Below are 26,003 nucleotides of genomic sequence, written 5' to 3'. Positions count from 1 at the left end.
GCCCTCAACAAAGGAAAACAGCGATCAGTGGCCGCCGAGATAGCTCAGCAGGCGACCCTGGGAGATGCAGCCCTGATAGGCGCCGGCGGCGTCCACGACCGGCACGGGCGCACTGGCGCGGGCCACGGTGCCGAAGATGTCCCTGATCGGCGTGTCCGCCGTGATCGGGGTTTCGCGACCGGGCCTATAGGCGATCTGCGCATCCCGCTGGGCGATGTCGCCGGCCTTGAGGATGCGGCTGGCGTCGAAGCCGTTGAAGAAGGTGCGCACGTAGTCGTTGGCCGGCTGGCACAGCAACTGGCGCGGGGTACCGATCTGCACCACCCGGCCGCCTTCCATGATGGCGATGCGATGGCCGATGCGGACCGCTTCCTCGATGTCGTGGGAGATGAAGATGATGGTGCGGTCCTGTTGCTGCTGCAGCTTGATCAGCTCACCCTGCATCTCGTGGCGGATCAGCGGATCGAGGGCCGAGAAGGCCTCGTCCATCAGCAGGATGGCTGGATCGTTGGCCAGCGCCCGGGCCAGGCCCACGCGCTGCTGCATGCCACCGGAGAGCTGGTGCGGATAGCAGTTTTCCTGGCCGGCCAGGCCGACCTGGCGCAGCGCGGTAATGGAGCGGCTGTTGCGTTCCTTCTCGGCGACGCCGCTGATCTGCAGACCGAAGCCGACGTTGTCCAGCACCGTCATGTGCGGCATCAGGGCGAAGGACTGGAACACCATGCCCATGTCCTTGCGGCGGACCTGCAACAGGTCCGTGTCACTGAGGCCGGTGATTTCCCGGCCGTTGAGGAAGATGGTGCCAGCGGTGGGTTCGATGAGGCGATTGAACAGCCGCACCATGGTCGACTTGCCCGAGCCGGACAGTCCCATGATCACGAAGATCTCGCCGCGCATGACCGAGAAGCTGGCGTCGAAGACCCCGATGACCTGGCCGGTCTTCTCGAACACCTCCGCCTTGGAAGCCCCCGCCCTGACCAGCGCCATGGCGGTGTCCGCCTGAGAGCCGAACACCTTGTAGATGTTGCGGACCGAGATGATTTCGTCGGAGCGGGTCATGCCATGCCTCCTTCGCGCCCAGCACAGGCAGTCACCACCGCTGTGCAGTTCTGATTGATGAGAGATGCTGGGCAGAGGAAATGGGTGTCTGTCTTCACGACGGCGGTCCCTTCTTGTTGTTCTGATGGCCCTCGGAACGGGGCTTTTCAGCAAATCTATAAGCTGACCCCGGGCAAATCCAACAACATTTCCAGCCCTGATTTGATAACGTCACGTTATGATTTTGCTGAGCGCGCCAGAGGTGTCGCCGCGAGATATGCCTGGCGTCTCCAAAGGCTCCAAGGTCGCGCGGCCTTGGCCAATACTGTTTGTCCGCCCCTTTTTCGTCCGTCGAGAGTTGCGATGTCCAAAGCCGTCGATCCCGATACTCTGCTGCTGAAAATGCCTTCGTTGCGCGCGGTGAAGGCCTTTGTCGCGGCGGCCAAGTACGCAAGTTTCACCCGTGCCGCCGAGGCGTTGTGCGTGTCCCAGGCCGCGATCAGTCGACAGATCCGCGAGCTGGAGGGCTATCTCGGGGCTCAGTTGTTCAGTCGGGTCGGGCGCGCGGTGGCGCTGACCCCGGCGGGCGAACTGTTCTTCGATGCGGCCCAGTTATCCTTCGTCAACATCGCCCAGGCCGCCGAACGCATCCGCAGCAACCAGACCGCCCGGCACATGCTCACCCTGTGCTGCTCGCCGGCGTTCTCGGCACTGTGGTTGTCTCAGCACCTGCCGGATTTCTTCGCCAGCCACCCCGAGATCGAACTGAATCTGGTCACCACCCAGAATTTCCTGGCCATGGAGCCGGGGGTGCAGCCGGACGCCTTCATCACCAAGATGCCCAAGGTGCGCGACGGCTATCGCAGCACGGCGCTGTTCCACGACATCATCTATCCGGTGTGCTCGCCGCTGTATCTCGAACGCTATCCGCAGATCCGCACCCTCGAAGGGGTACGCGACGCGGCCCTGCTCAACCTCAGTCCCTACGGTCGCTCCCAGGTGGCCGAGCACGTCGACTGGGGCGTCTGGCTGGCCTTCCAGGGCATCGATCTGGACGAGCGTCCGGCCGGGCGTCCGCCGCTGTTCAATGCCAACGACTACAACCTGATCATCGGCATGGTGCTGACGCACCAGGGCATCAGCCTGGGCTGGAATCACCTGGTGGCGGCGCTGCTGGAACAGGGCCAGCTGGTGCGGCCGATCCAGGAGCAGGTAGTCCTGCGCAACAGCCGCCACTACCTATCGATCCGCGAGGAAATGGAAGACAGCGAGGCGGTGCGGCGCTTCCAGCAGTGGCTGCTCGGCCGTCTCGGCCGGGCGCCCGCCTGACCTGCGGTTATCCTTTGCCCGGCGAAAAAGTCGTTGGAGCCAGCGCCCGACCCTGACTCATTGTCTGTTGCCGGCCAACCTCGGCAGCCAACAACAAGGGAGTCCGCGGATGTCGCTCTACGCCTTTTGCCAAGCCCTCACCCTCGACCAGGTACCGCGCCCTAGCCGGGCCATCCTGCAGAAGAGCCTGCTGGACATCCTCGGCACCCTGGCCGTGGCGGTGTCCAATGCCACCGGTCAGACGCTCTATGGCTATGCGCGCAAGCACTATCCCGGTGGCGAATTCATGAGCCGCCTGCCTTTCGATGGCACCCCGGTGAATCTGCTGGGCGCGGCTTGGGCGGGAGGGTTCACCGCCGACAGCCTGGACGCCCACGAGGGGCACTTCACCTCCAAGGGCCATGCCGCACCACGGTCCCGTCACTGCTGGCGCTGGCCGATGCCCTGCACGCCCAGGGCCGCCGTATCAGCGGCCGCGACCTGCCCGAAGCCCTCTGCCTCGGCTACGAAACCGGCCCGCGCGCTGTACAGCGATCCCGAGGTCCGTCGCCAGGACCTCGAACGACTCTGGCATCGCGACTGGATCTTCGCCGGCCACACCTTCGAGATCGCCAAGCCCGGCCAGTATCTCACTCTGCAGATCGGCGACTACCCGGTGGCGGTGATGCGCCGCAAGGACGGTCAGGTGCGGGCCTTCCATAACGCCTGTCGCCGTCGCGGTGCCAAGGTCTGCGAGCGCGAGCAGGGCAAGGTTGCCAAGCGGGTCTGCCCCTATCACAGGTGGACCTACGAACCGGACGGCAGCCTGCTGTTCGCCGGCAAGGTGAACGCTGATTTCGACAGGACCCTGGTCGCTGGCGACATGGTGGGCGGCGGTTCTCCCGCCAAGTGGGAACGCAGCTTTGGGCTAGGATGGGCCCGAGGCAAGGAGCGGGGCGGTAGGACGTGATCGATTCGAGAACCTTTGGCAGCGGTATCCAGGGCAAGAACTACCTGCAGTTGCAGTCGACGCGGTCGCGGCCGGAATTTTCCCGGCTGGTCGGCTTCATCCTGCTTGATCACTTTTCCCTGCCGTCCTTCACCCAGGCGCTGGATACCCTGGTCACCGCCAACCTGCTGGCCGCCGGGACCTTCGCTACCCGGACCTACAGCCCGACCGGCGCCGAGGTGCTCAGTGACCTCGGCATCGTCATCCGTCCGGACGGCGACTACCGCGCCGCGGAGAGCGCCCGCTTCGATCTGCTGGTGGTCTGTGGTGGCCTGCGGACGCCGCTGGAGCTGGACCCGCGGCTCAAGGCGCTGCTGCTGCGCGCGGCCAAGCAGCAGGTGACCCTCTGCGGCCTGTGGAACGGCGCCTGGCAACTGGGTCAGGCCGGGATGCTGGACGGCTATCGCTGCGCCATCCATCCCGAGCAACGCAGCGCCTTCAGCGAACGGGTGCGCGGTTGCAAGACCTCGGCGGAAAGCCATGTGCTGGATCGCGATCGCCTCACCGCGGCCAGTCCCAGCGGCGCCTTCCACCTCTTCCTCGAATGGATCGGCGCCCAGTGCGGCAGCGCCCTGGCCGATGGCCTGGTCAACATCCTGGCCTTCGAGGAATCGCGCTTTCGCCAGGTCAATCCGACGCTCAAGGTGCAGATGACCCCGCCATTGCGCGAGGTGGTGACCCTGATGGAGGCCAACATCGAGGAGCCCCTCACCATCGAGCAACTGTGCGACTACGCCGGCCGCTCGCGGCGCCAGGTCGAGCGGCTGTTTCGCGAGCAGCTCGATACCGCGCCCATGCGTTATTACCTGGAGCTCCGCATCACCGAGGGCCGCCGCCTGCTGCAGCATTCCACCCTGTCGGTGCTGGAGGTGGCGGTGGCCTGCGGCTTCACCTCGGTCACCCACTTCAGCAAGAGATATTCGGCCTACTTCGGCTATCCGCCGTCCAAGGAGCGGCGGTTGAAGTACTGAGCCGCCTGGCGCTGCGCTTGGGGCAAAGCGCAGAGGGCGCGCCCCAGAGCGTTTCGTCGGCGCACAGGAACGGCTGCCTGCCGTCCCGCTCGAAGCCTTATCCCGGCGCAACACGGCTTGCGTGACGCGGCGACGGATAACCTGATGACCTACCGAGCGAGGATGTCCCATGACTGACCCACGTAACGTCGCCCACGACAAGAAAGTGCAGCAGGAAAAGAAGCATCAGGGCGAGGACATCGCACCCGATGCCGAGCACGCGCCGCAACCGGGCAAGAAACCCGCGCTCAAGGACCACGACGAGCAGGCCGACGACAAAGCCTGACCCTCTGCCAGCCTCGCAGCACGCGAGGCCTCCCGGTGCTGACGACCGTCAGTATCGCACCTTCCCGCCAGAGTCAGCTGCCCGATGCCAGCGCCGGCTCCGGCTGCCGGGGCCGCTCCGCCGCATTCAGGCACAGCAAGCCCGCCAGGGCGAACAGCAGGCCGAGCAGCATGCCCGGCGCCAGCGGCTCGTCGAAACAGGCCCAGGCCCACAGCAGCGCCACTGGCGGACTCAGGTAGAGCGCGCCACTCACCGCCTGGGGGCTGCCCTGGCGCAGGCACAGCCAGTAGAGGCCGAAGCCGAGCAGGGTCGGGATCAACAACCAGAGCACCGCCAGGGCGAAGCCGAGGGTCAGCGGTGGGGTCAGCGGACCTTCCACCCCGGCCACCCCCAGCATCACCAGACTGCTGGCCGCCAGCTGGATGAACAGCTGCGTCCGCAACGCCAGTCGGCTCGGCGGCACGCGACTCTGCACCAGGGTCGCCAGCGCCAGGGCCAGGGCGCTGCCCAGCGGCAGGGCGTAGGCCCAGCCGGGGGCCACGCCCAGTCCCACGCCCGCGCCGGTGGCCAGCAGGACGCCCGTCAGGCCCAGGCCCAGGCCGAGCCACTGGCGCCCGTTGGTGCGCTGGCCCGGCAGCAGGCAGCAACCCAGGGCCACCAGCAGCGGCGACAGATCCGACAGCAGCGCCGCCAGCCCGGGTGAGACGCCCAGTTCGATGGCCTTGGCGGCCGGCCCTGCCGCTCCGGCGAAGGCCAGCACGCCGATGCCCGCCTGCTGGCCGATGATCTTCAGCGGCAATCGCCGCACCTCGGCCCAGGCGAAGGGCAGCAGCAGCACGGCGGCCAGCAGCAGGCGCCAGAAGGTCACCAGCAGGGTAGGGGCCTGGTCCGCTGCGTAGCGATAACCAACGAAACCGGCGCTCCAGCACAGCACCAGGGCGAGCTGGCGCAGCAGCGGGGAAGACAGGATGGCAGGCATGGCCGGGCTCCAGATGACGGGATGCCTTGAGCCTGGCCCAGGGTAGTAATACACTCAAACGACATTATCGGTAGCTATGGTTCGATAAAAACGCATCATGCCTGCACCTCTCGATATCGACGTCCTGCGTACCTTCCACACCATCGTGCGGCTGGGGCAGTTTCGCGCCGCCTCCTTGCAGCTCAATCGCAGTCCTTCGGCGGTGAGCAGCCAGATCCGCCGACTGGAGGAGCAGACCGGCGGCCGGCTGTTCGAGCGCGACAACCAGGCGGTGACCCTGACCCCGCTCGGGCGCCGCGTGCTGCTGGAGACCGCCGACCTGCTGCAGGCCCATGACCGCATCCTCGCCGGTCTCACCGGCCAGCCGGTGGTGGGCGAGGTGCGCCTGGGCGTGGCCGAGGACTATGCCGCCCGCCTGCTCAAGGCCGTGCTGCCGCGCTTGCAGGGCGAGCATCCCGGGATCGTCCTGCAGGTGCTGACCGGCAACAGCAGCCAGCTCCGGCGCTGGCTCGGCCAGGGACTGCTGGACCTGGCGCTGCTGGTGGGACCGCCCCGCACCGATCGGGCGGACGGCCAGAGGTTCGGCCATACCCAGCCGGTGTGGGTCGCCGGTCCCGGGCTGCAACTGAGCCCGAACGCCAGCGTGCCCCTGGCGCTGCACGGCGAAGGCTGCAGCTATCGCGAACTGGGCATCGACCTGCTGATCCGCCAGGGCCGGCGCTGGCATGCGGTGGTGACCAGCGCCGCCTCTTCGGCATTGGAAGCGGCGGTCGAACTGGGCCAGGCCGTGGCCATCACCGACCGGGCGCGCATGACCCCGCCGATGCGTGAACTGAAGCCGGAGGAGGGCTTTGCGCAACTGCCGGTGCACGAGCTGCGGCTAGCCTCGCCGCCCGGTGAGCGCAGCCCCGCCTGCGCCTCTCTGGCCGGGCTGATCGCCGAGGACTTTCGCCTCTAGCCAGGCGGCGCGAGGTTTGACCGGGCGACCGTGCAGCCACTAAGGTGCCGACCCTGGCGCGCGACCTGCCGCCTGTCGATTCATCGTTCCGCCTGGAACGGACACCTCCCGAGACCACTCGGACCCTCTGCGACCGCCTGAGCTGTTGCCTCCCGAGATACCCGGGATCGGCCCCTACATCCGGCCCGCTACCGCCGCTCCTGTCCGCTTTTTCTGGAATATCCCGCTGTCATGACTGCCCCACCCGCCATCCCCCGTCTCATCTATCTGCTGGCCCTGACCATCTTCGCGCTGACCACCGCCGAATTCATGGTGGCCGGCATGATGCCGGCGCTGGCCGCCGATCTCGGCGTCTCCATCGGCCAGATCGGCTATCTGATTTCCTGGTATGCCCTAGGCATGGCCCTGGGCGGCCCGCCGCTGACCCTGTTGCTGCTGGCCCTGCGCTTGGCGGAAAAATCGGCGCTGCTGTGGCTGCTGACGCTCTATCTGGTAGGCGCCGTGGTCGCCGCACTGGCGGCCAGCTATCCGGTGATGGCGGCGGGGCGGGTGCTCATGGGCATCGCCAGCTCCGCCAGCATCGGCCTGTGCCTGACCCTGGGCGCCAACCTGGTCACGCCGGATCGCCGCGGCCGGGCGGCCTCGCTGATCCTGTCCGGCCTCATGCTGGCGCCGGTATTCGGAGTGCCGGGCACGGTGCTGATCGAGCAACTGGCCGGCTGGCGCGCCAGCTTCTGGGCGGTCGCCCTGCTGGCGGCCTGCTGCACCCTGCTGGTCGGCCTGTGCGTGCCGCGCACGCCGGCGCGCGTGGCCGGGCAGTTGGGCGGTGAACTGCGCACCCTGGTCAGCGCCCGGCTCTGGGCGGCCTACCTCACCAGCGGCCTGATCATCGGCGCGACCTTCGCCGGTTTCAGCTACTTCTCGCCCATCTTCATCCAGGTGACAGGCTTCGCGTCCACCACCATTCCCTGGTTGCTGATGGGGTACGGCCTCGCCAACGTGCTGGGCAATCTGCTGGTGGGCCGCCTGGCCGATCGCTACACCCTCAAGGTGCAGGGCGTCGGGCTGGCGGTGCTGGCGCTGGGCTTCGCCCTGTTCGTCAGCTGCGCCGAGAATGCCGCGGCCAGCCTCCTGGCCCTGGCGCTGATCGGCCTGACCGGAGTGGCGCTCAACCCGGCCATGGTCGCCCGGGTCATGGCCGCGGCCACCCCGGGGCCCCTGGTCAACACCCTGCATACCTCGGTGATCACCGCGGGCCTGGCAGTGGGGGCCTGGGCCGGCGGCGCGGCCATCGATGCCGGCCAGGGCCTGCGCGCGCCCCTGTGGGTTGGCCTGGGAATGGCGCTGCTGGGTGTGCTGAGCCTGGTGCCCAGCCTGGTGCAGCGGCTGACCCTGGCGCCGCCGCCCGCGAGTCGCTGCTAGCGCCTGGCAGCTGGCCGCGCCAGGCTGCCGCCGCGCTGCCAGGGGTTTTGCCCGCGAAAGGCTCTACGACGGTCCTTTCGGCGGGACCGTGCGTGCTGTCTTCGCTGTAGCCTGACTGTCATCTCTGCCTGGCATGTTGCCTTTCGAACAGGAAGGCGCGATTTCGCGCCTTCGATCCTCAGGCTATCGATAAGGGCGGCACAGACATGCAGGCTTCGCTTCGCGGTATGACGTTGGGATTGGTACTCGGGCTGGTGAGTAGCGGCCCGGTGTGGGCGGCGACGCCCATTCCCTTCTGGCATTCAATGGATGCGGAGCTTGGCAAGGAGGTCGATTCCCTGGCCCAGCGCTTCAACCAGGCGCACCCGGAATTCCAGGTACAGCCGGTGTACAAGGGTGACTACGAGCAGAATCTGGCCGCTGGCATCGCGGCCTTCCGGACCGGCAAGCCGCCGGCCATTCTGCAGGTCTACGAGGTGGGCACCGCGACCATGATGGCCTCCCGGGCCATCGAGCCGGTCTACCAGGTGTTCAAGGACGCGGGCCTGAAGCTGGATGAAGCGGGCTTCGTACCCACCGTCGCCAGCTACTACAGCGACGCCAAGACCGGTCAACTGCTGTCCATGCCGTTCAACAGTTCCACCCCGGTGCTCTACTACAACAAGGCCGCCTTCAAGCAGGCCGGCCTCGATCCGGAAGCGCCGCCCAAGACCTGGAAGGACCTGGCGGAGGACAGCGCCAAGCTGCGCGCCGCCGGTCTCAAGTGCGGCTACACCAGCGGCTGGCAGAGCTGGGTGCAGCTGGAAAACTTCAGCGCCTGGAACGGCCTGCCCTTCGCCAGCCGGGACAACGGCTACCTGGGGACCGATGCCGTGCTGGACTTCAACCAGGCGCCCCAGGTCAAGCACATCGCCCTGTTGCAGGAGATGGGCAAGCGCGGTGACTTCACCTACGTCGGCCGCAAGGACGAACCCACGGAGAAGTTCTACAACGGCGACTGCGCCATGCTGACCACCTCGTCCGGCTCGCTGGCCAACATCCGCCACTACGCCAAGTTCGACTTCGGCGTGGCCATGATGCCCTACGACGGCGACCTCAAGGGCGCTCCCCAGAACGCCATCATCGGCGGCGCCAGCCTCTGGGTGTTCAAGGGTCAGGATGCCGCGGTGAAGCGCGGCGTGGCCGAATTCCTCGCCTTCCTGGCGCAGCCGGAGATCGCCGCCGAATGGCACCAGCAGACCGGCTACCTGCCGATCACCAAGGCGGCCTACGACCTGACCCGCGAGCAGGGCTTCTACAGCAAGAATCCGGGGGCGGACATCGCCACCCGGCAGATGCTGAACAAGCCGCCACTGGCCTTCACCAAGGGCCTGCGCCTGGGCAACATGCCGCAGATCCGCGCGGTGATCGACGAAGAGCTGGAAAGCGTCTGGACCGGCAAGCAGGCCCCGCAACAGGCGCTGGATACTGCCGTGCAGCGCGGCAACGTGCTGTTGCGCCGCTTCGAGAAATCCACCCAGTAAGCCTGGGGTCCGCCCTGGCGGCGCCTGCCGACGAGTGCCGGCGCCGCTCCTCTTTTCGCGACGATGCGTGCGCCCATGTCCACATCCCGTCAGGTCTTTCCTTCCGGCTGGCTGCCCTATGCGCTGCTCGCGCCGCAGCTGGCGATCACCGCCGTGTTCTTTCTCTGGCCCGCCGGCAAGACGCTCTGGTACTCGTTGCAGAGCGTCGATCCCTTCGGCCTGTCCAGCCAGTTCGTCGGCCTCGACAACTTCCGTCAGCTGTTCCAGGACCCGCTGTATCTGGCCTCCTTCTGGACCACCCTGACCTTCAGCGCCCTGGTGACCGGCTGCGGCCTGCTGGTGTCCCTGGTCCTCGCCGCCCTGGTCGATCTGGTGGTGCGTGGCAGCCGGATCTACCAGACCCTGCTGCTGCTGCCCTATGCGGTGGCCCCGGCCATTGCCGCGGTGTTGTGGATCTTTCTGTTCAACCCCGGTCTCGGTCTGCTCACCCTGTTGCTGGAGCGCTACGGCTATCACTGGAACCACGCCCAGAACGCCGGTCAGGCGCTGTTCCTGGTGGTGCTCGCTTCGGTGTGGAAGCAGATCAGCTACAACTTCCTGTTCTTCTTCGCCGCGCTGCAATCCATCCCGCGCTCGCTGCTGGAAGCTGCCGCCATCGACGGCGCCGGGCCGCTGCGCCGCTTCCTGCAGCTGTCGCTGCCGCTGATCGCGCCGGTCAGCTTCTTCCTGCTGGTGGTCAACCTGGTCTACGCCTTCTTCGACACCTTTCCGGTGATCGACGCGGCCACCGGCGGCGGACCGGTGCAGGCCACCACCACCCTGATCTACAAGATCTATCGCGAGGGCTTCACCGGACTCGATCTCGCCGCCTCCGCCGCCCAGTCGGTGGTGCTGATGCTGCTGGTCATCGTGCTCACGGTGGTGCAATTCCGCTACGTCGAACGCCGGGTGCGCTATCAATGATCGAGAATCGTCGCGGGCTGACGCTGCTGTGCCACCTGATGCTGGTACTGGGCATCGGCGTCATCCTCTTTCCGCTCTATGTGGCCTTTGTGGCCGCCACCCTCGACGACCGGGCGGTGTTCGCCACGCCCATGAGCCTGATTCCGGGGCGCCATCTCTGGGACAACCTCAGCCTGATCTGGACCCAGGGCGTGAGCAACAGCACCGCACCCTTCTGGCTGCTGCTGCTCAACAGCTTCCTGATGGCGCTGGGCATCACCCTGGGCAAGCTGTCGGTCTCCATCCTCTCGGCCTTCGCCATCGTCTGGTTCCGCTTTCCGCTGCGCCCCCTGGCTTTCTGGCTGATCTTCATCACCCTGATGCTGCCGGTGGAGGTGCGCATCTTTCCCACCGTGGACACCATCGGCCATCTCGGAATGCTGGACAGCTACGCCGGTCTGACCCTGCCGCTGATGGCCTCGGCCACCGCCACCTTCCTGTTCCGCCAGTTCTTTCTGACGCTGCCCGAGGAATTGCTCGAAGCGGCGCGCATCGATGGCGCCTCGCCGCTGCGCTTCTTCCGCGACATCGTCCTGCCGCTGTCGCGGACCAACCTGGCGGCGCTGTTCGTCATCACCTTCATCTACGGCTGGAACCAGTACCTCTGGCCGCTGCTGATCGTCAGCAACCCCGACCTCGGCACGGCCGTGGCGGGCATTCGCGGCATGCTCTCGCTCGGCGAACGGGTGCCGCAATGGAACCAGGTGATGGCAGCCATGCTGCTCACCCTGATCCCGCCGGTGGCGGTGGTAATGGTCATGCAACGCGCCTTCGTGCGCGGTCTGGTGGATAGCGAAAAGTAACCATGGCAAACCTCGAACTCAGGACCGTTTCCAAGAGCTGGAACGGCGGCAAGACCCAGGTCATCCAGCCCCTCGATCTGCAGGTGGCGGATGGCGAATTCATCGTGCTGGTGGGGCCTTCGGGCTGCGGCAAGTCCACCCTGCTGCGGCTGGTGGCCGGGCTGGAGCGGGTCAGCGCCGGCAGCATCCATATCGGTGGCCGGGACGTCACCGCGCTGGAACCCAAGGCGCGCGGCATCGCCATGGTGTTCCAGAACTACGCCCTCTATCCGCACATGAGCGTGGCCGAGAATCTGGCCTGGGGTCTCAAGATCGCCGGTCTCGGCCGTGCCGAGATCGCCACCCGGGTCAAGGAGGCGGCGCGCATTCTGGAACTCGATGGCCTGCTCGAACGGCGGCCGCGAGAGCTGTCCGGCGGCCAGCGCCAGCGGGTGGCCATGGGCCGCGCCCTGGTGCGTGATCCGGCGGTGTTCCTGTTCGACGAGCCGCTGTCCAACCTGGACGCCAAGCTGCGGGTGCAGATGCGCCTGGAATTGCAGCAGCTGCACCAGCGGCTCAATACCACCAGCCTCTATGTCACCCATGACCAGGTGGAGGCCATGACCCTGGCCCAGCGGGTGGTGGTGATGCAGGCGGGGGTGGTCGAGCAGCTCGGCACCCCGGTGGAGGTCTACGAACGTCCGGCCACGCGCTTCGTCGCCAGCTTCATCGGCAGTCCGGCGATGAATCTGCTGGACGGCCAGGTCGACGCCGCTGGCAGCCACTGCGAAGTGCCGGGCGGTCTGCGCCTGCCGCTGGGGCCGGGCTATCACCATCTGGCCGGACGTCCGGTCTGCCTGGGCATCCGGCCCGAGCACCTGCAGCCCTGCGGCGTTTCGGAGCAGGGCCTGCCCCTGGTGGTCCGCACCCTGGAGATCCTCGGCGCCGACAACCTGGCGCATGGGCGCTGGGGCGAGCAGGCGCTGGTGGTGCGCCTGCTCCATCAGCAGCGGCCGGCGCCGGGCCACGTCCTGCAGCTGCGCGCGCCGGAGGAGCACCTGCACCTGTTCGATGCCGCCTCCGGTCAGCGCCTCGATCCCCGGCGCTAGGCACGCCGGTCCGGTCAGGGCGCGGGGCGGTTTCCCTCAGGCGCCCCGGAGAGGATACTGCGCCCTTTGCCGCTCTGACCGCCGATACCCATGGAAAACCTCCCGCTGTTCGATCTGCCCGCCGCTGCCCCCGAGGAAAAACCCAAGCCCAGACGTGTTCGAAAGTCTGCTTCCGCGAGCGGCCTGCGCCTGCTGCACACCTCCGACTGGCACCTGGGGCAGCATTTCCTCGGGCGCACCCGCGAGGCCGAGCATCGCGCCTTTCTCGCCTGGCTGGTCGACCAGGTGGCGGAGCAGGCGGTGGACGTGGTCCTGGTGGCGGGGGACATCTTCGACACCGCCACGCCACCGAGCTATGCCCGCGAGCTGTACAACGGCTTCATCGTCGCCCTGCGCGGTACCGGCGCCAGCCTGGTGGTGCTCGGCGGCAACCATGATTCCGCCGCGGTGCTGGCGGAATCCCGCGAGTTGCTGGCCTGCCTGGACACCCGGGTGATCCCCTGCGTCAGCGAGACGCCAGCCGACCAGCTGCTGGAATTGCGCCGCCGCGATGGCGAGATCAGCGCACTGCTCTGCGGCATTCCCTTCGTGCGGCCGCGTGACGTGGTGCAGAGCCAGGCCGGACAAAGCGCCGAGGAAAAGCGCCAGGCGCTGCAACAGGCCATCCAGGGGCACTATGCCGAGTTGTACGCTCTGGCCGAGGCGCGCCGCGCCGAACTGGGCGTTGCCTTGCCGATCATCGCCACCGGCCACCTGACCACCGTGGGCGCCAGCACCAGCGAGTCGGTGCGGGAGATCTATGTCGGCAGCCTCGACGCCTTTCCCACCAGCGCCTTTCCGCCGGCAGACTACATCGCCCTCGGCCATATCCATCGCCCCCAGCGGGTCGGCGGCCTGGAGCAGGTGCGCTACAGCGGCTCGCCGCTGTGCCTCAGCTTCGATGAGGAACGCGCCAAGGAGGTCCTGCTGGTGGAGTTCGGCGCGACCCTGGAGCGGGTGACGCCCGTGGCGGTGCCCTGTTTCCAGCCGCTGGCCGTGGTGCAGGGCACCCTCGACACCCTGGGCGCCGCCTTGGTCGAGGCAGCGGCCGACGGCCGCCCCGAGTGCCCGGTGTGGGCCGAGGTGGTGGTGGCCGGTGACGACTACCTGGCCGATCTGCAGCCGCGCATCTCCGCGCTGGTGGCCGAGTTGCCGCTGGAGGTGCTGCGGGTCAGGCGCGCGCGCAGCGCCATCGCGCCCACTCTGCAGGGTACCCAGCGCGAAACGCTGGAAGAGCTCAGCCCGCTGGATGTCTTCAGCCAGCGCCTGGCCGAAGAGACCCTGGACGACGACCTGCGTACCCGGCTGGAAAGCCTTTATCGCGAGGTTCTCGGCGAGTTGCCCGCCTGATCGCAGCGAAACGCGTCCATCGGACGGTATTTCTCCTCCGGAACAAGGCCCGCTGCCCCGGGGTCACCCTCTCTATGTAGCCCATATCGGAGGAGACCCCATGCACGACCTGTCGCAACCCCTCGCCGCCACGCGTCACGCACGTTCCGACAACCAAGTTCCCAATGTCCAGGGCACCGAACGCCTGGTGTCCCTGCTTGGCGGTGGTCTGCTGATCCTTGGCGGCCTGCGCCGCGGTGGCCTCACCGGCTGCGTGAAGCTGGCGCTGGGCGCCATGGCCCTCAGTCGCGGCGTCCGCCAGCGTTGCGAGCTCAAGGCCGCGCTGCAGCCATCACCTTTCGAACAGGCCCTGGCCGAGCGCTGGGGCTGGCGCAATCCCACCGCCATCCAGCGCAGCGTCACCATCGCCAAGCCGCGTGAGGAGGTGTTCGCCTACTGCACCGACCTGCAGCACCTGCGCGCGCTGCTGCCCTTCGTCGACCGCATCGAGCTGGGCGCCGATGGCGACAGCCACTGGCATGCCTCCGGTCCCCTGGGGCGCACCCTGAGCTGGACCCTGGAGCAGAGCGAGCGCCGCGAGAACGAATTCCTGCTGTGGAGCACCGTGCCCGGCACCTTCATGGCGCACAAGGCCAGTCTGACCTTCAGCGACGCACCCCAGGGCCGCGGTACCCTGGTCCAGGCCGTACTGGCCTGCGAAGCCCCGGTCGGCCTGCTCGGTCATGCCGTCACCGAAGGGATCAGCCGCTTCACCGGCAAGGCGGTCAATCTCGGCCTGCGCCGGCTCAAGCAGCAACTGGAAACCGGCGAGATCGCCACCCCCGAGGTCTCCCGCAGCGGTCGCCCGTTGGCGCCGCCTCATCCGCCGGTGACTCACCCGGCCGACGAACCCCAGGCCGACATCAATGCCGGCCTGGGCACTCAGGCGAGGTCCGAATAATGCGTGCCCTGACCTGGCAAGCCCCCAATCGTCTGCAGGTGGAAACCGTCCCGGATCCGGAGATCCTCAATCCGCGCGACGCCATCGTGCGCATCATCATGTCCTCGGTGTGCGGTTCGGACCTGCACCTGCTGGGCGGCTACGTCCCGGCGATGAAGCCTGGCGACATCATCGGCCATGAATTCCTCGGCGAGATCGTCGAACTGGGCAGCAGCCTGCGTAACCAGGGCCTGGCCGTTGGCGACCGGGTGGTGACCGTCTCCATCATCGGTTGCGGTGACTGCGAGCACTGCCAGCGCGAGGATTACAACTGCTGCGACAACAGCAACCCCAAGCCCGAGATGACCGAGCTGGCCTATGGGCAGCCCTGTTCCGGCATCTTCGGCTACAGCCATGCCTTCGGCGGCTATGCCGGCAGCCACGCCACCTACGTGCGGGTGCCCTATGCCGACGTCAATCTGTTCAAGGTGCCTGACGGCGTCAGCGATGCCCAGGCGGTGTTCGTGTCCGATGCCGTGCCCACCGGCTACTACGCTGCCGACATCGCCGACATCCAGCCTGGCGATACCGTGGCGGTCTGGGGGTGTGGCGGCGTTGGCCAGATGGCCATTCGCAGCGCCTACCTGCTGGGCGCCGAGCGGGTGATCGCCATCGATCGCTTCAGCGATCGCCTGCAGCTGGCGGCCGAGAAGGCCGGCGCCATCGTCCTCGATTACGAGACCACCAACATCCATGAGGCGCTGCTGGAGCTGACCGGTGGCCGTGGCCCGGATCGCTGCATCGATTGCGTCGGCATGGAGGCCCACGGTACCCAGGTCGACTATGCCTACGACAAGACCAAGCAGCTGCTGCGCCTGCATACCGAGCGCGGATCGGCGCTGCGCCAGGCCATCCGTGCCTGTCGCAAGGGCGGTACGGTGTCGGTGATCGGCGTCTATGGCGGGGTGATCGACAAGTTTCCCATGGGCGCCATCGTCAACAAGGCCCTGACCCTGAGATCGGGCCAGCAGCCGGGGCAGCGCTATGTGGAGCGGCTGTTCGAACACATCCAGAAGGGCGAGCTGGATCCGTCTTACCTGCTCACCCATCCGATGAGCCTGGAAGAGTCGCCCTACGGCTACGAGCTGTTCAAGTCCAAGGACAGGAACTGCATGAGGGCGGTGTTCATGCCGTGAGGGGCAGCCCGGCGATCCCAGGATCGGCGGGCTCTTTATCCGCTAGACCAGCCAGGTCGCCAGCGGCTGCCACAGCGCGGCGACCTTGTGGCCGCCACTGCAGCTGACCAGCGCCAGGGTGCCCACACCGACCAGCAGGGGCATGCCGAGGAAATCGAAGGGAGAGAGGGGCAAGCGCACGACGGATCTTCCGGGAAACGTGATTGCAGAGCGATACCTTGCAGTTGAGAGCGGGGGGCGAAGCAAGTTCAGCGGTGGGCACGACCATAGGTCGAGTGGTCGGTTGGCATGGGCGAGCGGGCCCAACAATGCCAGAATTGGCGGTTCGCCGAGTCGTCCTGGAAAAGCCCGATGAAGATCCTCACCCTGCGCCTGAAGAACCTCAATTCCCTCAAGGGTGAGTGGAAGATCGACTTCACCGCCGAACCCTTCGCCAGCAGTGGCCTGTTCGCCATCACCGGACCGACCGGGGCGGGCAAGACCACCCTGCTGGACGCCATCTGCCTGGCGCTCTATCACCGCACGCCGCGCATGAGCAAGGTGGGTGGGGAGAGCAACGAACTCATGACCCGCCACACCGGCGACTGCCTCGCCGAGGTGGAATTCGCCGTGCGTGGCGAGCGCTATCGAGCCTTCTGGAGCCAGCGACGCGCCCGCGACCGCGCCGATGGCGCCCTGCAGCCACCCAAGGTGGAACTGGCCAGGCTCGACGGCAGCATTCTCGCCGAAAAGACCGGCGACAAGCTCAGACTTACCGAGGAACTCACCGGCCTCGACTTCGAGCGCTTCACCCGCTCCATGCTGCTGGCCCAGGGGGGCTTCGCCGCCTTCCTGGAAGCCAGTGCCAGCCAGCGTGCCGAACTGCTGGAAGAGCTGACCGGCACCGCCGTGTACGGGCAGATCTCCCAGCGGGTGTTCGAGCGCGCGCGGGAGGCCAAGGGCGTCCTGGAGGGCCTGCGCCAGCGCGTCGCCGGGGTCGAGGTGCTGGACGCCGAACGCCGCCAGGCGCTGGCCGCCGAGGGCAGCGGCCTGGCGCAGCGCGAAGAGCGACTGGGCGCAGACCTCAAGACCTGGCAGGCCCAGCGCCAGTGGCTGTCCGCCGTGGAGCAGACGGCGGCGGACGAGCAGCAGGCCCAGGCGCGCCTGGCCACCGCGCAGCAGGCCTGGGAGGCCGCCGAGCCGCAACGTCAGCGGCTGGCGGCGGCCGAACCGGCGGCCCGGTTGCTGCCCGTCGAGCAGGCCTGGCGCGAAGCCGCGGCGCGGGAACAGCGCAGCCGGGATGAACTGGCACAGCTCGATCAGAGGATCCAGACCCTGGCCAGTCGCCGCGATGCCGCCCTGGCCCAGGCCCTGGGGGCCAGTGGCGAACAACTGCGCCAGGCCGAGGCGGAGCAGGCGCAGGCGCTGGACGAACAGCAGCATCTGGAACTGAGCCTGGCTGAGCGCAGTGGTCATGCCGAACTTGGCGAACGCCTGGGCGACTGGCGCAGCCAGCTGGCCCTGCGCGATGAACGAGCCGAGGCCCTGGCGCGCCTAACGCGGCGCCAGCAGGAGCAGACCCGGCAGCTGCAGCTGCTGGCCGAGGAACGCGAAGCCCAGCAGGAGGCGGTGACGCGGGCACGCGAGCAGGCCGCCCAGGCCCAGGCGACGGAGCAGGCCCAGCGCGAACGCTGGCAGGCCGCGCTGGACGGCCGCGACGAAAAGGCCTGGCGTGCCCTCTGGCAGGCCACGCTGGGCCGGGTCAACGAGGTGGATCAGCTGGATCAGCTGGTCGAGCGCCGGCGCCAGCTGCAGACCCAGGTGGAGCGTCTGGCCCGCAGCCAGGATGAGCGTCAGCGCCAGCATGGCGATCACCAGGTGCGCCTGGACGCCCTGCGCGGGCGCTATCGCGAGGTGGCCCAGCAGGTGCGCGAGCGCGAGAAGCTGCTCGAACAGGAAAGGGTCATCCGCAGTCTCGAGGCCCAGCGCGCCGAATTGCAGCCCGACGAACCCTGTCCGCTGTGCGGTTCCCGTGATCACCCCGCGGTGGCCGACTATGCCGCGCTGGACGTCTCCGCCACCCAGACCGCCCTGCAGGACGCCAAGACCGAACTGGAGCGCCTGACCCAGGAGGGCAAGGAGCTCAGCGAAGCCCTGGCCGCGCTCAAGGCGCAACTGGATCAGGCCACCGAACAGCAGACCGAGGCCAGTCAGCAGCTGGAGCAACTGGGCGAACTCTGGCGTCAGCGTTGCACGGCCCTGGGTGCCGATCCTGAGGTGCCTGGCGCGGTGGCCGAATTGCGCCGCCGTCAGGACCAGGAGCTGGCGCGCATCCAGCAGGTGCTCGCCACCCTGGATGGCCTGCGTCAGCAAGGCGAGGAAGGCCGCAACGAAGCCCAGCGCCTGGCGCGTCAACAGGCCGATGCCGAACAGCGCCAGGCGCTGGCCGAGGCGGCCTGGGAGCGAGCGCGCCAAAGTCTGGCGGAGGGTGCCAGGGAACAGCGGGAGGCCGAGGCGCAACAGGCCACGGCAGAGCGCCAGTTGGGCGCGGAGCTGGCGCGCTGGGGACATGAGGTGCCCAGTCGTGCCGGCGAATGGCTGACGCTGCGCGAGCAGGAGTGGCGCCGCTGGCAGGCCGATCGCCAGCGAGCGCAGGAACTGCAGCAGCACCTGAAGGACATTGCCCAGCGCCTGGCCACCCTCGTGCCGCTGGTCGAGACCTGGCGCCAGCGCGCCGGCGAGGTCGCCGCCGTCCCGGTAGCGCCGGAGGCCGCTGCGGCCGTGCTCGCGGAGGCGACCGCGACCTGGGAAGACTGCCGTGAGCAGGGTGCGGCGCTGCAGGGCAGCCACCAGGCGCTGCACGAGCGACTGGCGGGCGAGGTGCAGCTGGCCAGCGAAGCCGGCGTCCGTTGGCAGACCGCTCTGGCCGCCAGCGCCTTCGCCGACGCCGACGCCTGGCGCGCCGCACAACTGGACGACCACGAGCACAGCGCTCTGACGCTGGAGCGCACCCGTCTCGAGACCGGTCTGACCGAGGCGCGCGCTCTGGCCGGTGCGGCGCAGGAACGCCTGAACACCCTGAACGCCGAGCCGCAGACCGAGCGCAGCGCCGCCGAGCTGGATGCCGAACTGGCCGCCGCCGGCGCCGAATTGCGCGCCCTGGGCCAGCGCCAGGGCGAGGTCAACGCCGCCCTGCGCGAAGACGAGCGCCGCCGCGATGGTCTGCAGGCCCTGCTCGGCGAGATCGCCGCCCAGGAGCTCGATCACGACCTCTGGCAGCACCTCAACGGTCTGATCGGCTCGGCCGACGGCGCCAAATTCCGCAAGTTCGCCCAGGGCCTGACCCTGGATCACCTGGTGCATCTCGCCAATGGTCAGCTGATGCGCCTGCACGGTCGCTATCGACTCTTCCGGCGCCAGGCCGCCGAGCTGGAATTGCAGATCCTCGACACCTGGCAGGCCGATGCCCTACGCGACATCCGTACCCTCTCCGGTGGCGAGAGCTTTTTGGTGAGCCTGGCCCTGGCGCTGGCCCTGTCGGATCTGGTCAGCCAGCGCACCGGCATCGACTCGCTGTTTCTCGACGAAGGCTTCGGTACCCTCGATGGCGAAACCCTGGAGGTCGCACTGGATGCCCTCGATCAGCTCAATGCCAGCGGCAAGACCATCGGCATCATCAGCCACGTGGAGGCGCTCAAGGAGCGCATCCCGGTGCAGCTCAAGGTGCGCAAGGGCGTCGGTCTGGGCCATAGCGGTCTGGAGCGGCGCTATGCCGTGGAGAAAAACGCGACCGAGTGAGTAATTTTTCCGGCGCAGTGGTCGAAGCCCAGCGCGAAGCGAAACGATGAAACTGTTAACGTAGACAGGTTCGCCGTTTCTGCTGGCGTTATGACATCTCCTTCTCCTACCGGCCACCTACCCACCATGTCCCAATTTCTTGCCGTCGGCCTGTTCGAATACGATCCCAGCCGCGCCGAGTGGCGCGCGGATGCCGCGTGTGCGGCCATGCTGGAACGGGACGCGGAGGCGCTGGCCCGGGGCCTTTCGCCCGCCGAGCTGCTCAGCGGGCTGCAGAGTCGCAGCGCACCGCCCGAGGGGCTGCTGCCCGCCGCGGGCCAGGTCTGGGAGGCCTGGCGCCAGGGCACCGATGGCCAGTTGCGCTGCCTGCAATTCCAGCGGCGCGAGGCCGGTGGCGTACTGCTCGACATCACCGCGCAGCGACGCCATGAAGCCGAGCTCTGGCAGGGCGAGGCCTTCAAGCGCAGCGTCATGGTCTGCAGCGTCGACTGCATCAAGCTGATCGATCTGGAAGGGCGTCTGGAATACATGAATCCGGGCGGCCTGGTGGTCATGGAGATCGACGACTTCATTCCCTTCCAGGGCCGTCCCTGGGCCGAACTCTGGCCCGAAGGGCAGCGCCATGAGGTGACCGCCGCCATCGAGGCGGCGCGGCAGGGCGGCATCGGGCGCTTCACCGGGCTGGCACCCACGGCGAAGGGCACCCGGCGCTGGTGGGACGTGGTGGTCACGCCGATCCTGGGCGATGACGGCCAGCCCCTGAGATTCCTCTCCATTTCCCGCGATGTCAGCGAAGCCGTCCACACTCGCGAAGCCCTGGACGAACTCAATCGCAACCTCGAGGAGCGCATCGAGATACGCAGCCAGGAGCTGATGGCCCTGGAAGAGGAGCTGCGCCAGGCGCAGAAGATGGAGGCCATCGGCCAACTCACCGGCGGCATCGCCCACGACTTCAACAACCTGCTGACCGGCATCGTCGGCTCGCTCGATCTGATGCGTCGCCGGGTGCAGCAGGGGCGCATCCAGGAGCTGGAGCGCTACCTGGACACCGCCACCCGCTCGGCCGAGAACGCCGCGGCCCTGACCCAGCGCCTGCTGGCCTTTGCCCGCCGTCAGGTACTCGAACCCCGCCCGGTGGATGCCGGCCAGCTGGTGCAGGGCATGCACGAATTGCTGCGTCACAGCCTGGGCAAGAAGATCCGCAAGGACGTCCAGCTCGATGCCGACCTCTGGCTGCTGCATTGCGATCCGCATCAGCTGGAAAACGCCATCCTGAACCTGGCCATCAACGCCCGCGATGCCATGCCCGAGGGCGGCAACCTGAGCATCCGCGTGGACAATGTCAGCGGACCGCTCAGCATCGGCCTGCCGATCGAGACGGTGGCCGGTGATTTCGTCCGTATCCAGGTCTGCGATACCGGCACCGGCATGGACGCCGATACCCTCAAGCGCGCCTGCGAACCCTTCTTCACCACCAAGCCCAGCGGGCGTGGCACCGGACTCGGGCTGTCGATGATCTATGGCTTCGTCCGCCAATCGGGTGGTCAGGTGGAGATCCATTCGGTGGTGGGCGAGGGCACCTGCATCAGCCTCTATCTACCGCGGCTACTGGCTCAGCCTGTGGTGGAGCCCGCGCCCAGCGAAGCCGAAGGTCCGGTCCTGCCGGAGGTCTCCGGTGACTGCGCGCTGATCGTCGAAGAAGAGCGTGAAGTCCGCGTCATCATCGGCGAGGTGCTGGCGGAGCTGGGTTACACGCCCCTGGCGGTGGCCGACAGCGCCACCGCCGTGGCCCTCATCGCCTCGGGCAGCCTGCGTATCGATCTGCTGGTGACCAGTCTCGGCCTCTCCGGGCTGGACGGCCGGCAACTGGCCGAGCAGGCGCGGGCCACCAGCCCCGGGCTGCCGGTGCTCTATCTGTCCGGTCAGGCGGACCCGGCGTCCCTGCCGGAACTGGCGGAAGAGGGCGTCGAACTCATTGGCAAGCCCTTCGGTCTCGAAGAGCTGGCACGCTGCGTAAGGCGTCTGCGTCCGGGCGGCTGAGCCGATTGCGGCGAACTGTCGCGGCGCTCCAGGGTCGATCCTTTCGTGTCGCAACGTCCGTTGCGGCTGCTGTCGTGTCGACAAGAAAAGGAGCGCTTCATGAAACGCCTGCCACCTGCGCCACCCGCGCGGATGCTCGTCCTGTCCCTGTCCATCGCCTTTCTCGCCGCCTGCGCCCATGAGGGCAGCAAGCCGGAAACCCCGACCTGGAGTTGGCGCGACGCCAGCAACGCCCGCGCCGTGCCGCCGGACCAGGCCTATCCCGAGCTGTTCGCCGCCGTGCAGCAGGGCAAGCTGTTCAGCGACCAGAAGCATTTCGTCGATGCCCTGCCCAAGCGCAATCCGGCCGACATCCGCCAGGACTACCTGGCCCAGCGCGACAAGCCGGGCTTCGACCTCAAGGCCTTTGTCAGCGCCAACTTCGAAGAATCCGATCCGATCAAGGCCGCACCGCCCAAGGCGGGGGCCGACCTGCCGACCCACGTCAAGGATCTCTGGCCGGTGCTGACTCGCCACTACGAAGAGGTGCCGGCCTACAGCAGCCTGCTGCCGCTGCCCAAGCCCTATGTGGTGCCGGGTGGACGCTTCCGCGAGGTCTACTACTGGGATTCCTACTTCACCATGCTGGGACTGGCCAAGGACGGGCGCACCGACCTGGTCCGCGACATGGTGGACAACTTCGCCCATGAGATCGACGTCTACGGCCACATCCCCAACGGCAATCGCAGCTACTACCTGAGTCGCTCGCAGCCGCCGTTCTTCGCCTACATGGTCGATCTGCAGGCCAGCCTGGAAGGCGACTCCGCCTATCGCCGCTACCTGCCGCAACTGCAGAAGGAATACGCCTACTGGATGGCCGGGGCCGAAGGCCTGCAACCGGGCCAGGCCAATGCCCATGTGGTCAGGCTGGCTGACGGCACCCTGCTCAATCGCTACTGGGATGCTCGCGATACCCCGCGCCAGGAGTCCTACCTGGAAGACCTGGCCACCGCCGCCCAGGCCAAGGGCCGACCGGCCGGCGAGGTCTATCGCGATCTGCGCGCCGGAGCCGAGAGTGGCTGGGACTTCTCCTCGCGCTGGCTGGGCGATGGCAAGACCCTGGCGACCATCCGCACCACCGCCATCGCCCCGGTGGATCTGAACAGCCTGCTCTATCACCTGGAACAGACCATCGCCAAGGCCTGCGAGAAGACCGGCGAGGCCAGTTGCGTCCAGGCCTACAGCCAGAAGGCCAAGACCCGCCAGCAGGCCATCGACCGCTACCTGTGGAATCCGGCCGGTTACTACACCGACTTCGACTGGCAGGCCAAGCGCCGTACCGACAAGGTTTCCGCCGCTACCCTGTTCCCGCTGTTCGTGGGCGCCGCCAGCCAGAGCAGCGCCGACCAGACCGCCGCGACCGTGGCCAACCAGCTGCTGCGTCCGGGCGGCATCGCCACCACCACGGTCAAGACCGGCCAGCAGTGGGACGAACCCAATGGCTGGGCACCGCTGCAGTGGGTGGCCGTGGACGGCCTGCGTCGCTACCAGCAGGACAAGCTGGCCGCCGACATCGGAACCCGCTTCCTGACCCAGGTGCAGAACCTCTACGCCCGCGAGCAGAAGCTGGTGGAGAAATACGACCTCACCGGCGGCCAGGGCGGCGGCGGCGGCGAGTACGAGCTGCAGGACGGCTTCGGCTGGACCAACGGCGTCACGCTCAAGCTGCTCGAACTCTACAAACCGCAACCCGGCGCGAAATAAGGCCAAAGAAAAGGTCCGCTACGGCGGACCTTTTTCATGGTGTGAACATTTTCAGCTTGGGCTTCGTTACGCTCAACCCAACCTACGGGCCGCTCTTTCCCCCTCTCCCTCCGGGAGAGGGCTGTGGTGAGGGCAAGCCCTACGCCAGATCCATCCGAGTACTGACTCTAGATTTCACAGCGGATCGACTGGCGGCGCATCGTCCTCGTCGGCCGGCAACTCCGCCGGATGCAGCCCCTCCGGATCTTCGTCCTCGGGCAACGGCAGGATGGCGTTCATCAACTGTACTCCGGATTGCGCGGATTCTTCTGCGGCAGGCGTTCCTCGACCGGCTTGTCATCCGGATCTTCGCCTACGGGCTCTTCGGGATCGGGCGCGATGTCCGGATCGATGTCCAGGTCGTCGGGGTTTTCCTTGATCTGATCGTTCATGCGGCCTCCGCGAGTGGTTGTTAAGCGTTGGGCATAGCCCTCCACGCGAAGTTCGCCACCGGCGATCAGCGATAGCCTCTGGCCTGCAGATCGAACAGCTGGGCATAGCGGCCGCCGCTCGCCAGCAGCTGCTCGTGATCCCCTCGCTCGCGGATCTCGCCGCCTTCCAGCACCAGGATCTGATCGGCATTGCGCACGCTGGAGAAACGGTGCGAGATCAGCAGGGTCATGCGCTGCTGCGCCTGGGCGCGAAAGCGCTCGAAGATCACCGCCTCGGCGGCGGCGTCCAGCGCGGCGGTGGGTTCGTCCAGCACCAGGATGTCGGCGTCTTCGCGCATATAGGCGCGTGACAGGGCAATCTTCTGCCACTGCCCGCCGGACAACTCCTGACCGCCCATGAACCAGCGTCCGAGCTGGGTCTCGTAACCCTCGCGCAGACCGGCGATGACTTCGTCGGCCAGGCCCTGTTCGGCCGCCTTGCGCCAGCGCGCCCCGTCGTTGAAGGCCGTGGTGTCGCCGACCCCCAGATTTTCGCCAGCGGTGAGCTGGTAGCGGATGAAATCCTGGAAGATGACGCCAATGCGCCTGTGCAGGGCGGCCGGCTGCCACTCCTGCAGATCGCTGCCATCGAGCAGGATGCGTCCCTGGGTAGGCGCATGCAGCCGGGTCAGCAGCTTGATCAGGGTGGTCTTGCCCGAGCCGTTGGCGCCCACCAGGGCCAGGCTCTGGCCCGGCGCCAGGTGAAAGCTGATGTCCTTGAGCGTCGGTGCGGTCGCGCCCGGATAGGTGAAGCCGACCCCGTCGAATCTCAGGCCATCTCCGGGCTGGCTGCCGGCCGTGAGGCTGCCGCCCTCGGCGCTGGTCGGCTGGCCCAGGTAGTCGTAGAGATTGCTCAGGTAGAGGCTGTCTTCGTAGAGTCCGCCAAGGGCCGTCAGGCTGGCGCTGACCGCGGCCTGGCCCTGGCGGAACAGGGTGAGATAGAGGGTCATCTGGCCCAGGCTCAGACGCCCGCGCACGGTATCGAGCACCACCCAGGCATAGGCGGCATAGAAGGCGAGGGTGCCCAGCAGGCCAAAGACGAAACCCCAGCCGTCACGTCTCAGGGTCAGGCGACGGTCCTCGGCATAGAGCTTGGTGAAGGTGGTGCGATAGCGCTCCAGCAGCAGCGGCGCCAGGCCGAACAGCTTGACCTCCTTGATGTAGGCCTCGTGGGAAAGCAGTGTCTCCAGGTAGGTCTGGCGGCGCGTCTCGGGTGCACGCCGACTGAACAGGCGAAAGGCATCGCCGGAAAAGCGCGCCTCGGCCAGAAACACCGGCAGGGCACCCACCACCAGCAGCAACAGCGCCCAGGGCGAGAAATGCACCAGCAGCACGGCGAAGCTGACGAGCGAGATCAGGTTCTGCAGCAGGGTCAGGGACTTGGTCACCAACGCCAGGGGCCGGATGGACGCCTCGCGCCGGGCCCGCACCAGCTTGTCGTAGAAATCCGCGTCTTCGAATTGTGCCAGCGACAGGGTCTGGGCCTTTTCCAGGATCAGCAGATTCACGGTCTGCCCCAGGCGTACCCGCAGTAGCGATTGCTGCACCGACAGCAGCCGCTGGGCTCCCGCCAGGGCGGCCAGCACCCCGGCTTCGGCCAGCACGAACTTCAGCACTGGCCACAGCGGCGCCTGGCCCTGCTCGGCATGCAGCCGCATGGCCGCCACCACGGCATCGACGATGCGCTGCCCGAGCCAGGCGGCCAGGGCCGGCAGCAGGCCGGCGACCAGGGTGGCCAGAACCAGGCCGATCATCAGCGCGGGAGAGGTACTCCAGACCAGGCCGGCAGCGCGGCGCATCTGCTGTTGCACGATAGCGAAGGAAGTCGAGAGGGCCATGGCGGATCTTCGGCGAGGTTCAGTATTAGTCGAGGCGGCGGTCGCCGTGTTCCCGAGGCTATGGCAAAAGGCTCACACGCACTGGTGTCACCTGGCCATGTTGCCATCTCGGCGGGCTGCGTAATCTACACCTATCAGCGGCGCAGGATGCGCAGCTCTGAGGTCACGGATGAAGACCAGGCCAGGATGGCGCCTGACAGGATGT

The 26,003-nt window shown here is 67.4% G+C and carries 20 protein-coding genes and 1 pseudogene; 16 read left to right on the top strand and 5 right to left on the bottom strand.

From position 1 onward, the window contains the following. Positions 1-24: 24 nt before the first annotated feature. Positions 25-1,059 carry a quaternary amine ABC transporter ATP-binding protein gene (locus tag OMP44_RS21230; protein ID WP_280311049.1) on the bottom strand — a complete coding sequence of 345 codons (1,035 nt, stop codon included), beginning with the start codon at positions 1,057-1,059 and terminating at the stop codon, positions 25-27. Between the two features lie 342 nt (positions 1,060-1,401). Between OMP44_RS21230 and OMP44_RS21225 the strand changes: the two genes are divergently transcribed. The 4 genes and pseudogenes from OMP44_RS21225 (at position 1,402) to OMP44_RS21210 (ending at position 4,651) form a co-directional block, all read left to right on the top strand. Beyond that, complete coding sequence (locus tag OMP44_RS21225; RefSeq protein WP_280311047.1) at positions 1,402-2,367, top strand: LysR substrate-binding domain-containing protein; 966 nt, start codon at positions 1,402-1,404, stop codon at positions 2,365-2,367. Between the two features lie 520 nt (positions 2,368-2,887). Next, positions 2,888-3,214, top strand: a pseudogene (locus tag OMP44_RS24805) (aromatic ring-hydroxylating oxygenase subunit alpha); the annotation flags it as partial. A 98-nt stretch (positions 3,215-3,312) separates the two neighbouring features. Beyond that, entirely contained in the window at positions 3,313-4,326 is a 1,014-nt protein-coding gene (locus OMP44_RS21215) for a GlxA family transcriptional regulator (RefSeq protein ID WP_280311044.1), read from the top strand. Positions 4,327-4,495: 169 nt separating this feature from the next. Continuing rightward, positions 4,496-4,651 (top strand): hypothetical protein, encoded by a 156-nt coding sequence (locus tag OMP44_RS21210; protein ID WP_007162553.1) that lies wholly within the window; start codon positions 4,496-4,498, stop codon positions 4,649-4,651. Between the two features lie 73 nt (positions 4,652-4,724). Here OMP44_RS21210 and OMP44_RS21205 read toward each other — a convergent pair whose 3' ends face one another. Continuing rightward, the gene (locus OMP44_RS21205; protein WP_187978541.1) at positions 4,725-5,630 is read right to left on the bottom strand and encodes a DMT family transporter; all 906 of its coding nucleotides are present in this window, start codon (positions 5,628-5,630) and stop codon (positions 4,725-4,727) included. Positions 5,631-5,727: 97 nt separating this feature from the next. Here OMP44_RS21205 and OMP44_RS21200 point away from each other — a divergent pair, with 97 nt between their 5' ends. The 9 genes from OMP44_RS21200 (at position 5,728) to OMP44_RS21160 (ending at position 15,930) form a co-directional block, all read left to right on the top strand. After that, positions 5,728-6,588 carry a LysR family transcriptional regulator gene (locus OMP44_RS21200; protein WP_280311040.1) on the top strand — a complete coding sequence of 287 codons (861 nt, stop codon included), beginning with the start codon at positions 5,728-5,730 and terminating at the stop codon, positions 6,586-6,588. 231 nt (positions 6,589-6,819) lie between these two features. After that, positions 6,820-8,010 carry an MFS transporter gene (locus OMP44_RS21195; protein ID WP_280311038.1) on the top strand — a complete coding sequence of 397 codons (1,191 nt, stop codon included), beginning with the start codon at positions 6,820-6,822 and terminating at the stop codon, positions 8,008-8,010. 206 nt (positions 8,011-8,216) lie between these two features. Continuing rightward, positions 8,217-9,533 carry a sn-glycerol-3-phosphate ABC transporter substrate-binding protein UgpB gene (gene ugpB, locus OMP44_RS21190; RefSeq protein ID WP_133862913.1) on the top strand — a complete coding sequence of 439 codons (1,317 nt, stop codon included), beginning with the start codon at positions 8,217-8,219 and terminating at the stop codon, positions 9,531-9,533. 75 nt (positions 9,534-9,608) lie between these two features. After that, positions 9,609-10,496 carry a sn-glycerol-3-phosphate ABC transporter permease UgpA gene (ugpA, locus tag OMP44_RS21185; protein ID WP_187978544.1) on the top strand — a complete coding sequence of 296 codons (888 nt, stop codon included), beginning with the start codon at positions 9,609-9,611 and terminating at the stop codon, positions 10,494-10,496. Then, entirely contained in the window at positions 10,493-11,338 is an 846-nt protein-coding gene (ugpE, locus tag OMP44_RS21180; protein WP_273862985.1) for a sn-glycerol-3-phosphate ABC transporter permease UgpE, read from the top strand. Before ugpA ends, ugpE begins: the two co-directional genes overlap by 4 nt. Before the next feature lie 2 nt (positions 11,339-11,340). Beyond that, positions 11,341-12,426: a sn-glycerol-3-phosphate import ATP-binding protein UgpC gene (locus OMP44_RS21175; RefSeq protein ID WP_280311034.1), complete on the top strand. Its 1,086-nt coding sequence runs from the start codon at positions 11,341-11,343 to the stop codon at positions 12,424-12,426. A 183-nt stretch (positions 12,427-12,609) separates the two neighbouring features. Beyond that, entirely contained in the window at positions 12,610-13,815 is a 1,206-nt protein-coding gene (sbcD, locus tag OMP44_RS21170) for an exonuclease subunit SbcD (protein ID WP_280311080.1), read from the top strand. Positions 13,816-13,915: 100 nt separating this feature from the next. After that, the gene (locus OMP44_RS21165) at positions 13,916-14,755 is read left to right on the top strand and encodes an SRPBCC family protein (RefSeq protein WP_280311032.1); all 840 of its coding nucleotides are present in this window, start codon (positions 13,916-13,918) and stop codon (positions 14,753-14,755) included. Then, positions 14,755-15,930 carry a zinc-dependent alcohol dehydrogenase gene (locus OMP44_RS21160; protein WP_187978548.1) on the top strand — a complete coding sequence of 392 codons (1,176 nt, stop codon included), beginning with the start codon at positions 14,755-14,757 and terminating at the stop codon, positions 15,928-15,930. The genes OMP44_RS21165 and OMP44_RS21160 overlap by 1 nt, the downstream gene beginning before the upstream one ends. Positions 15,931-15,972: 42 nt before the next feature. Here the strand turns inward: OMP44_RS21160 and OMP44_RS21155 are convergent, their stop codons facing one another. Continuing rightward, positions 15,973-16,110 (bottom strand): hypothetical protein, encoded by a 138-nt coding sequence (locus tag OMP44_RS21155; RefSeq protein ID WP_280311030.1) that lies wholly within the window; start codon positions 16,108-16,110, stop codon positions 15,973-15,975. Positions 16,111-16,281: 171 nt separating this feature from the next. Between OMP44_RS21155 and OMP44_RS21150 the strand changes: the two genes are divergently transcribed. The 3 genes from OMP44_RS21150 to treA all read left to right on the top strand — a co-directional run bounded on the left by OMP44_RS21150 (position 16,282) and on the right by treA (position 23,490). Further along, the gene (locus tag OMP44_RS21150) at positions 16,282-19,707 is read left to right on the top strand and encodes an AAA family ATPase (protein WP_280311028.1); all 3,426 of its coding nucleotides are present in this window, start codon (positions 16,282-16,284) and stop codon (positions 19,705-19,707) included. Between the two features lie 126 nt (positions 19,708-19,833). Next, positions 19,834-21,747, top strand: a complete 1,914-nt coding sequence (locus OMP44_RS21145) for a hybrid sensor histidine kinase/response regulator (RefSeq protein ID WP_187978550.1) — start codon at positions 19,834-19,836, stop codon at positions 21,745-21,747. 99 nt (positions 21,748-21,846) lie between these two features. Then, positions 21,847-23,490 carry an alpha,alpha-trehalase TreA gene (treA, locus tag OMP44_RS21140; RefSeq protein WP_263259705.1) on the top strand — a complete coding sequence of 548 codons (1,644 nt, stop codon included), beginning with the start codon at positions 21,847-21,849 and terminating at the stop codon, positions 23,488-23,490. A gap of 278 nt (positions 23,491-23,768) precedes the next feature. On the opposite strand, the gene OMP44_RS21135 is transcribed toward treA, so the two are convergent. After that, positions 23,769-23,921, bottom strand: a complete 153-nt coding sequence (locus OMP44_RS21135) for a hypothetical protein (protein ID WP_007162537.1) — start codon at positions 23,919-23,921, stop codon at positions 23,769-23,771. Between the two features lie 65 nt (positions 23,922-23,986). Beyond that, positions 23,987-25,798 carry an ABC transporter ATP-binding protein gene (locus tag OMP44_RS21130; protein ID WP_187978553.1) on the bottom strand — a complete coding sequence of 604 codons (1,812 nt, stop codon included), beginning with the start codon at positions 25,796-25,798 and terminating at the stop codon, positions 23,987-23,989. Between the last annotated feature and the right edge of the window lie 205 nt (positions 25,799-26,003).

Source organism: Pseudomonas flavocrustae, from assembly GCF_029872515.1.
GTDB classification, from domain to species: domain Bacteria; phylum Pseudomonadota; class Gammaproteobacteria; order Pseudomonadales; family Pseudomonadaceae; genus Chryseomonas; species Chryseomonas aestiva.
The sequence above is the reverse complement of the archived record's forward strand: the minus strand, read 5'-3'. Positions and strand labels throughout refer to the sequence as shown.

Excerpts from the sequence above, each read along its gene's own strand:
- OMP44_RS21230 (WP_280311049.1), bottom strand. The coding sequence starts at position 1,059 with ATGACCCGCTCCGACGAAATCATCTCGGTCCGCAACATCTACAAGGTG.
- OMP44_RS21225 (WP_280311047.1), top strand. The coding sequence starts at position 1,402 with ATGTCCAAAGCCGTCGATCCCGATACTCTGCTGCTGAAAATGCCTTCG.
- OMP44_RS21210 (WP_007162553.1), top strand. The coding sequence starts at position 4,496 with ATGACTGACCCACGTAACGTCGCCCACGACAAGAAAGTGCAGCAGGAA.
- OMP44_RS21205 (WP_187978541.1), bottom strand. The coding sequence starts at position 5,630 with ATGCCTGCCATCCTGTCTTCCCCGCTGCTGCGCCAGCTCGCCCTGGTG.
- OMP44_RS21200 (WP_280311040.1), top strand. The coding sequence starts at position 5,728 with ATGCCTGCACCTCTCGATATCGACGTCCTGCGTACCTTCCACACCATC.
- OMP44_RS21195 (WP_280311038.1), top strand. The coding sequence starts at position 6,820 with ATGACTGCCCCACCCGCCATCCCCCGTCTCATCTATCTGCTGGCCCTG.
- ugpB (WP_133862913.1), top strand. The coding sequence starts at position 8,217 with ATGCAGGCTTCGCTTCGCGGTATGACGTTGGGATTGGTACTCGGGCTG.
- ugpA (WP_187978544.1), top strand. The coding sequence starts at position 9,609 with ATGTCCACATCCCGTCAGGTCTTTCCTTCCGGCTGGCTGCCCTATGCG.
- ugpE (WP_273862985.1), top strand. The coding sequence starts at position 10,493 with ATGATCGAGAATCGTCGCGGGCTGACGCTGCTGTGCCACCTGATGCTG.
- OMP44_RS21175 (WP_280311034.1), top strand. The coding sequence starts at position 11,341 with ATGGCAAACCTCGAACTCAGGACCGTTTCCAAGAGCTGGAACGGCGGC.
- OMP44_RS21165 (WP_280311032.1), top strand. The coding sequence starts at position 13,916 with ATGCACGACCTGTCGCAACCCCTCGCCGCCACGCGTCACGCACGTTCC.
- OMP44_RS21160 (WP_187978548.1), top strand. The coding sequence starts at position 14,755 with ATGCGTGCCCTGACCTGGCAAGCCCCCAATCGTCTGCAGGTGGAAACC.
- OMP44_RS21150 (WP_280311028.1), top strand. The coding sequence starts at position 16,282 with ATGAAGATCCTCACCCTGCGCCTGAAGAACCTCAATTCCCTCAAGGGT.
- OMP44_RS21145 (WP_187978550.1), top strand. The coding sequence starts at position 19,834 with ATGTCCCAATTTCTTGCCGTCGGCCTGTTCGAATACGATCCCAGCCGC.
- treA (WP_263259705.1), top strand. The coding sequence starts at position 21,847 with ATGAAACGCCTGCCACCTGCGCCACCCGCGCGGATGCTCGTCCTGTCC.
- OMP44_RS21135 (WP_007162537.1), bottom strand. The coding sequence starts at position 23,921 with ATGAACGATCAGATCAAGGAAAACCCCGACGACCTGGACATCGATCCG.
- OMP44_RS21130 (WP_187978553.1), bottom strand. The coding sequence starts at position 25,798 with ATGGCCCTCTCGACTTCCTTCGCTATCGTGCAACAGCAGATGCGCCGC.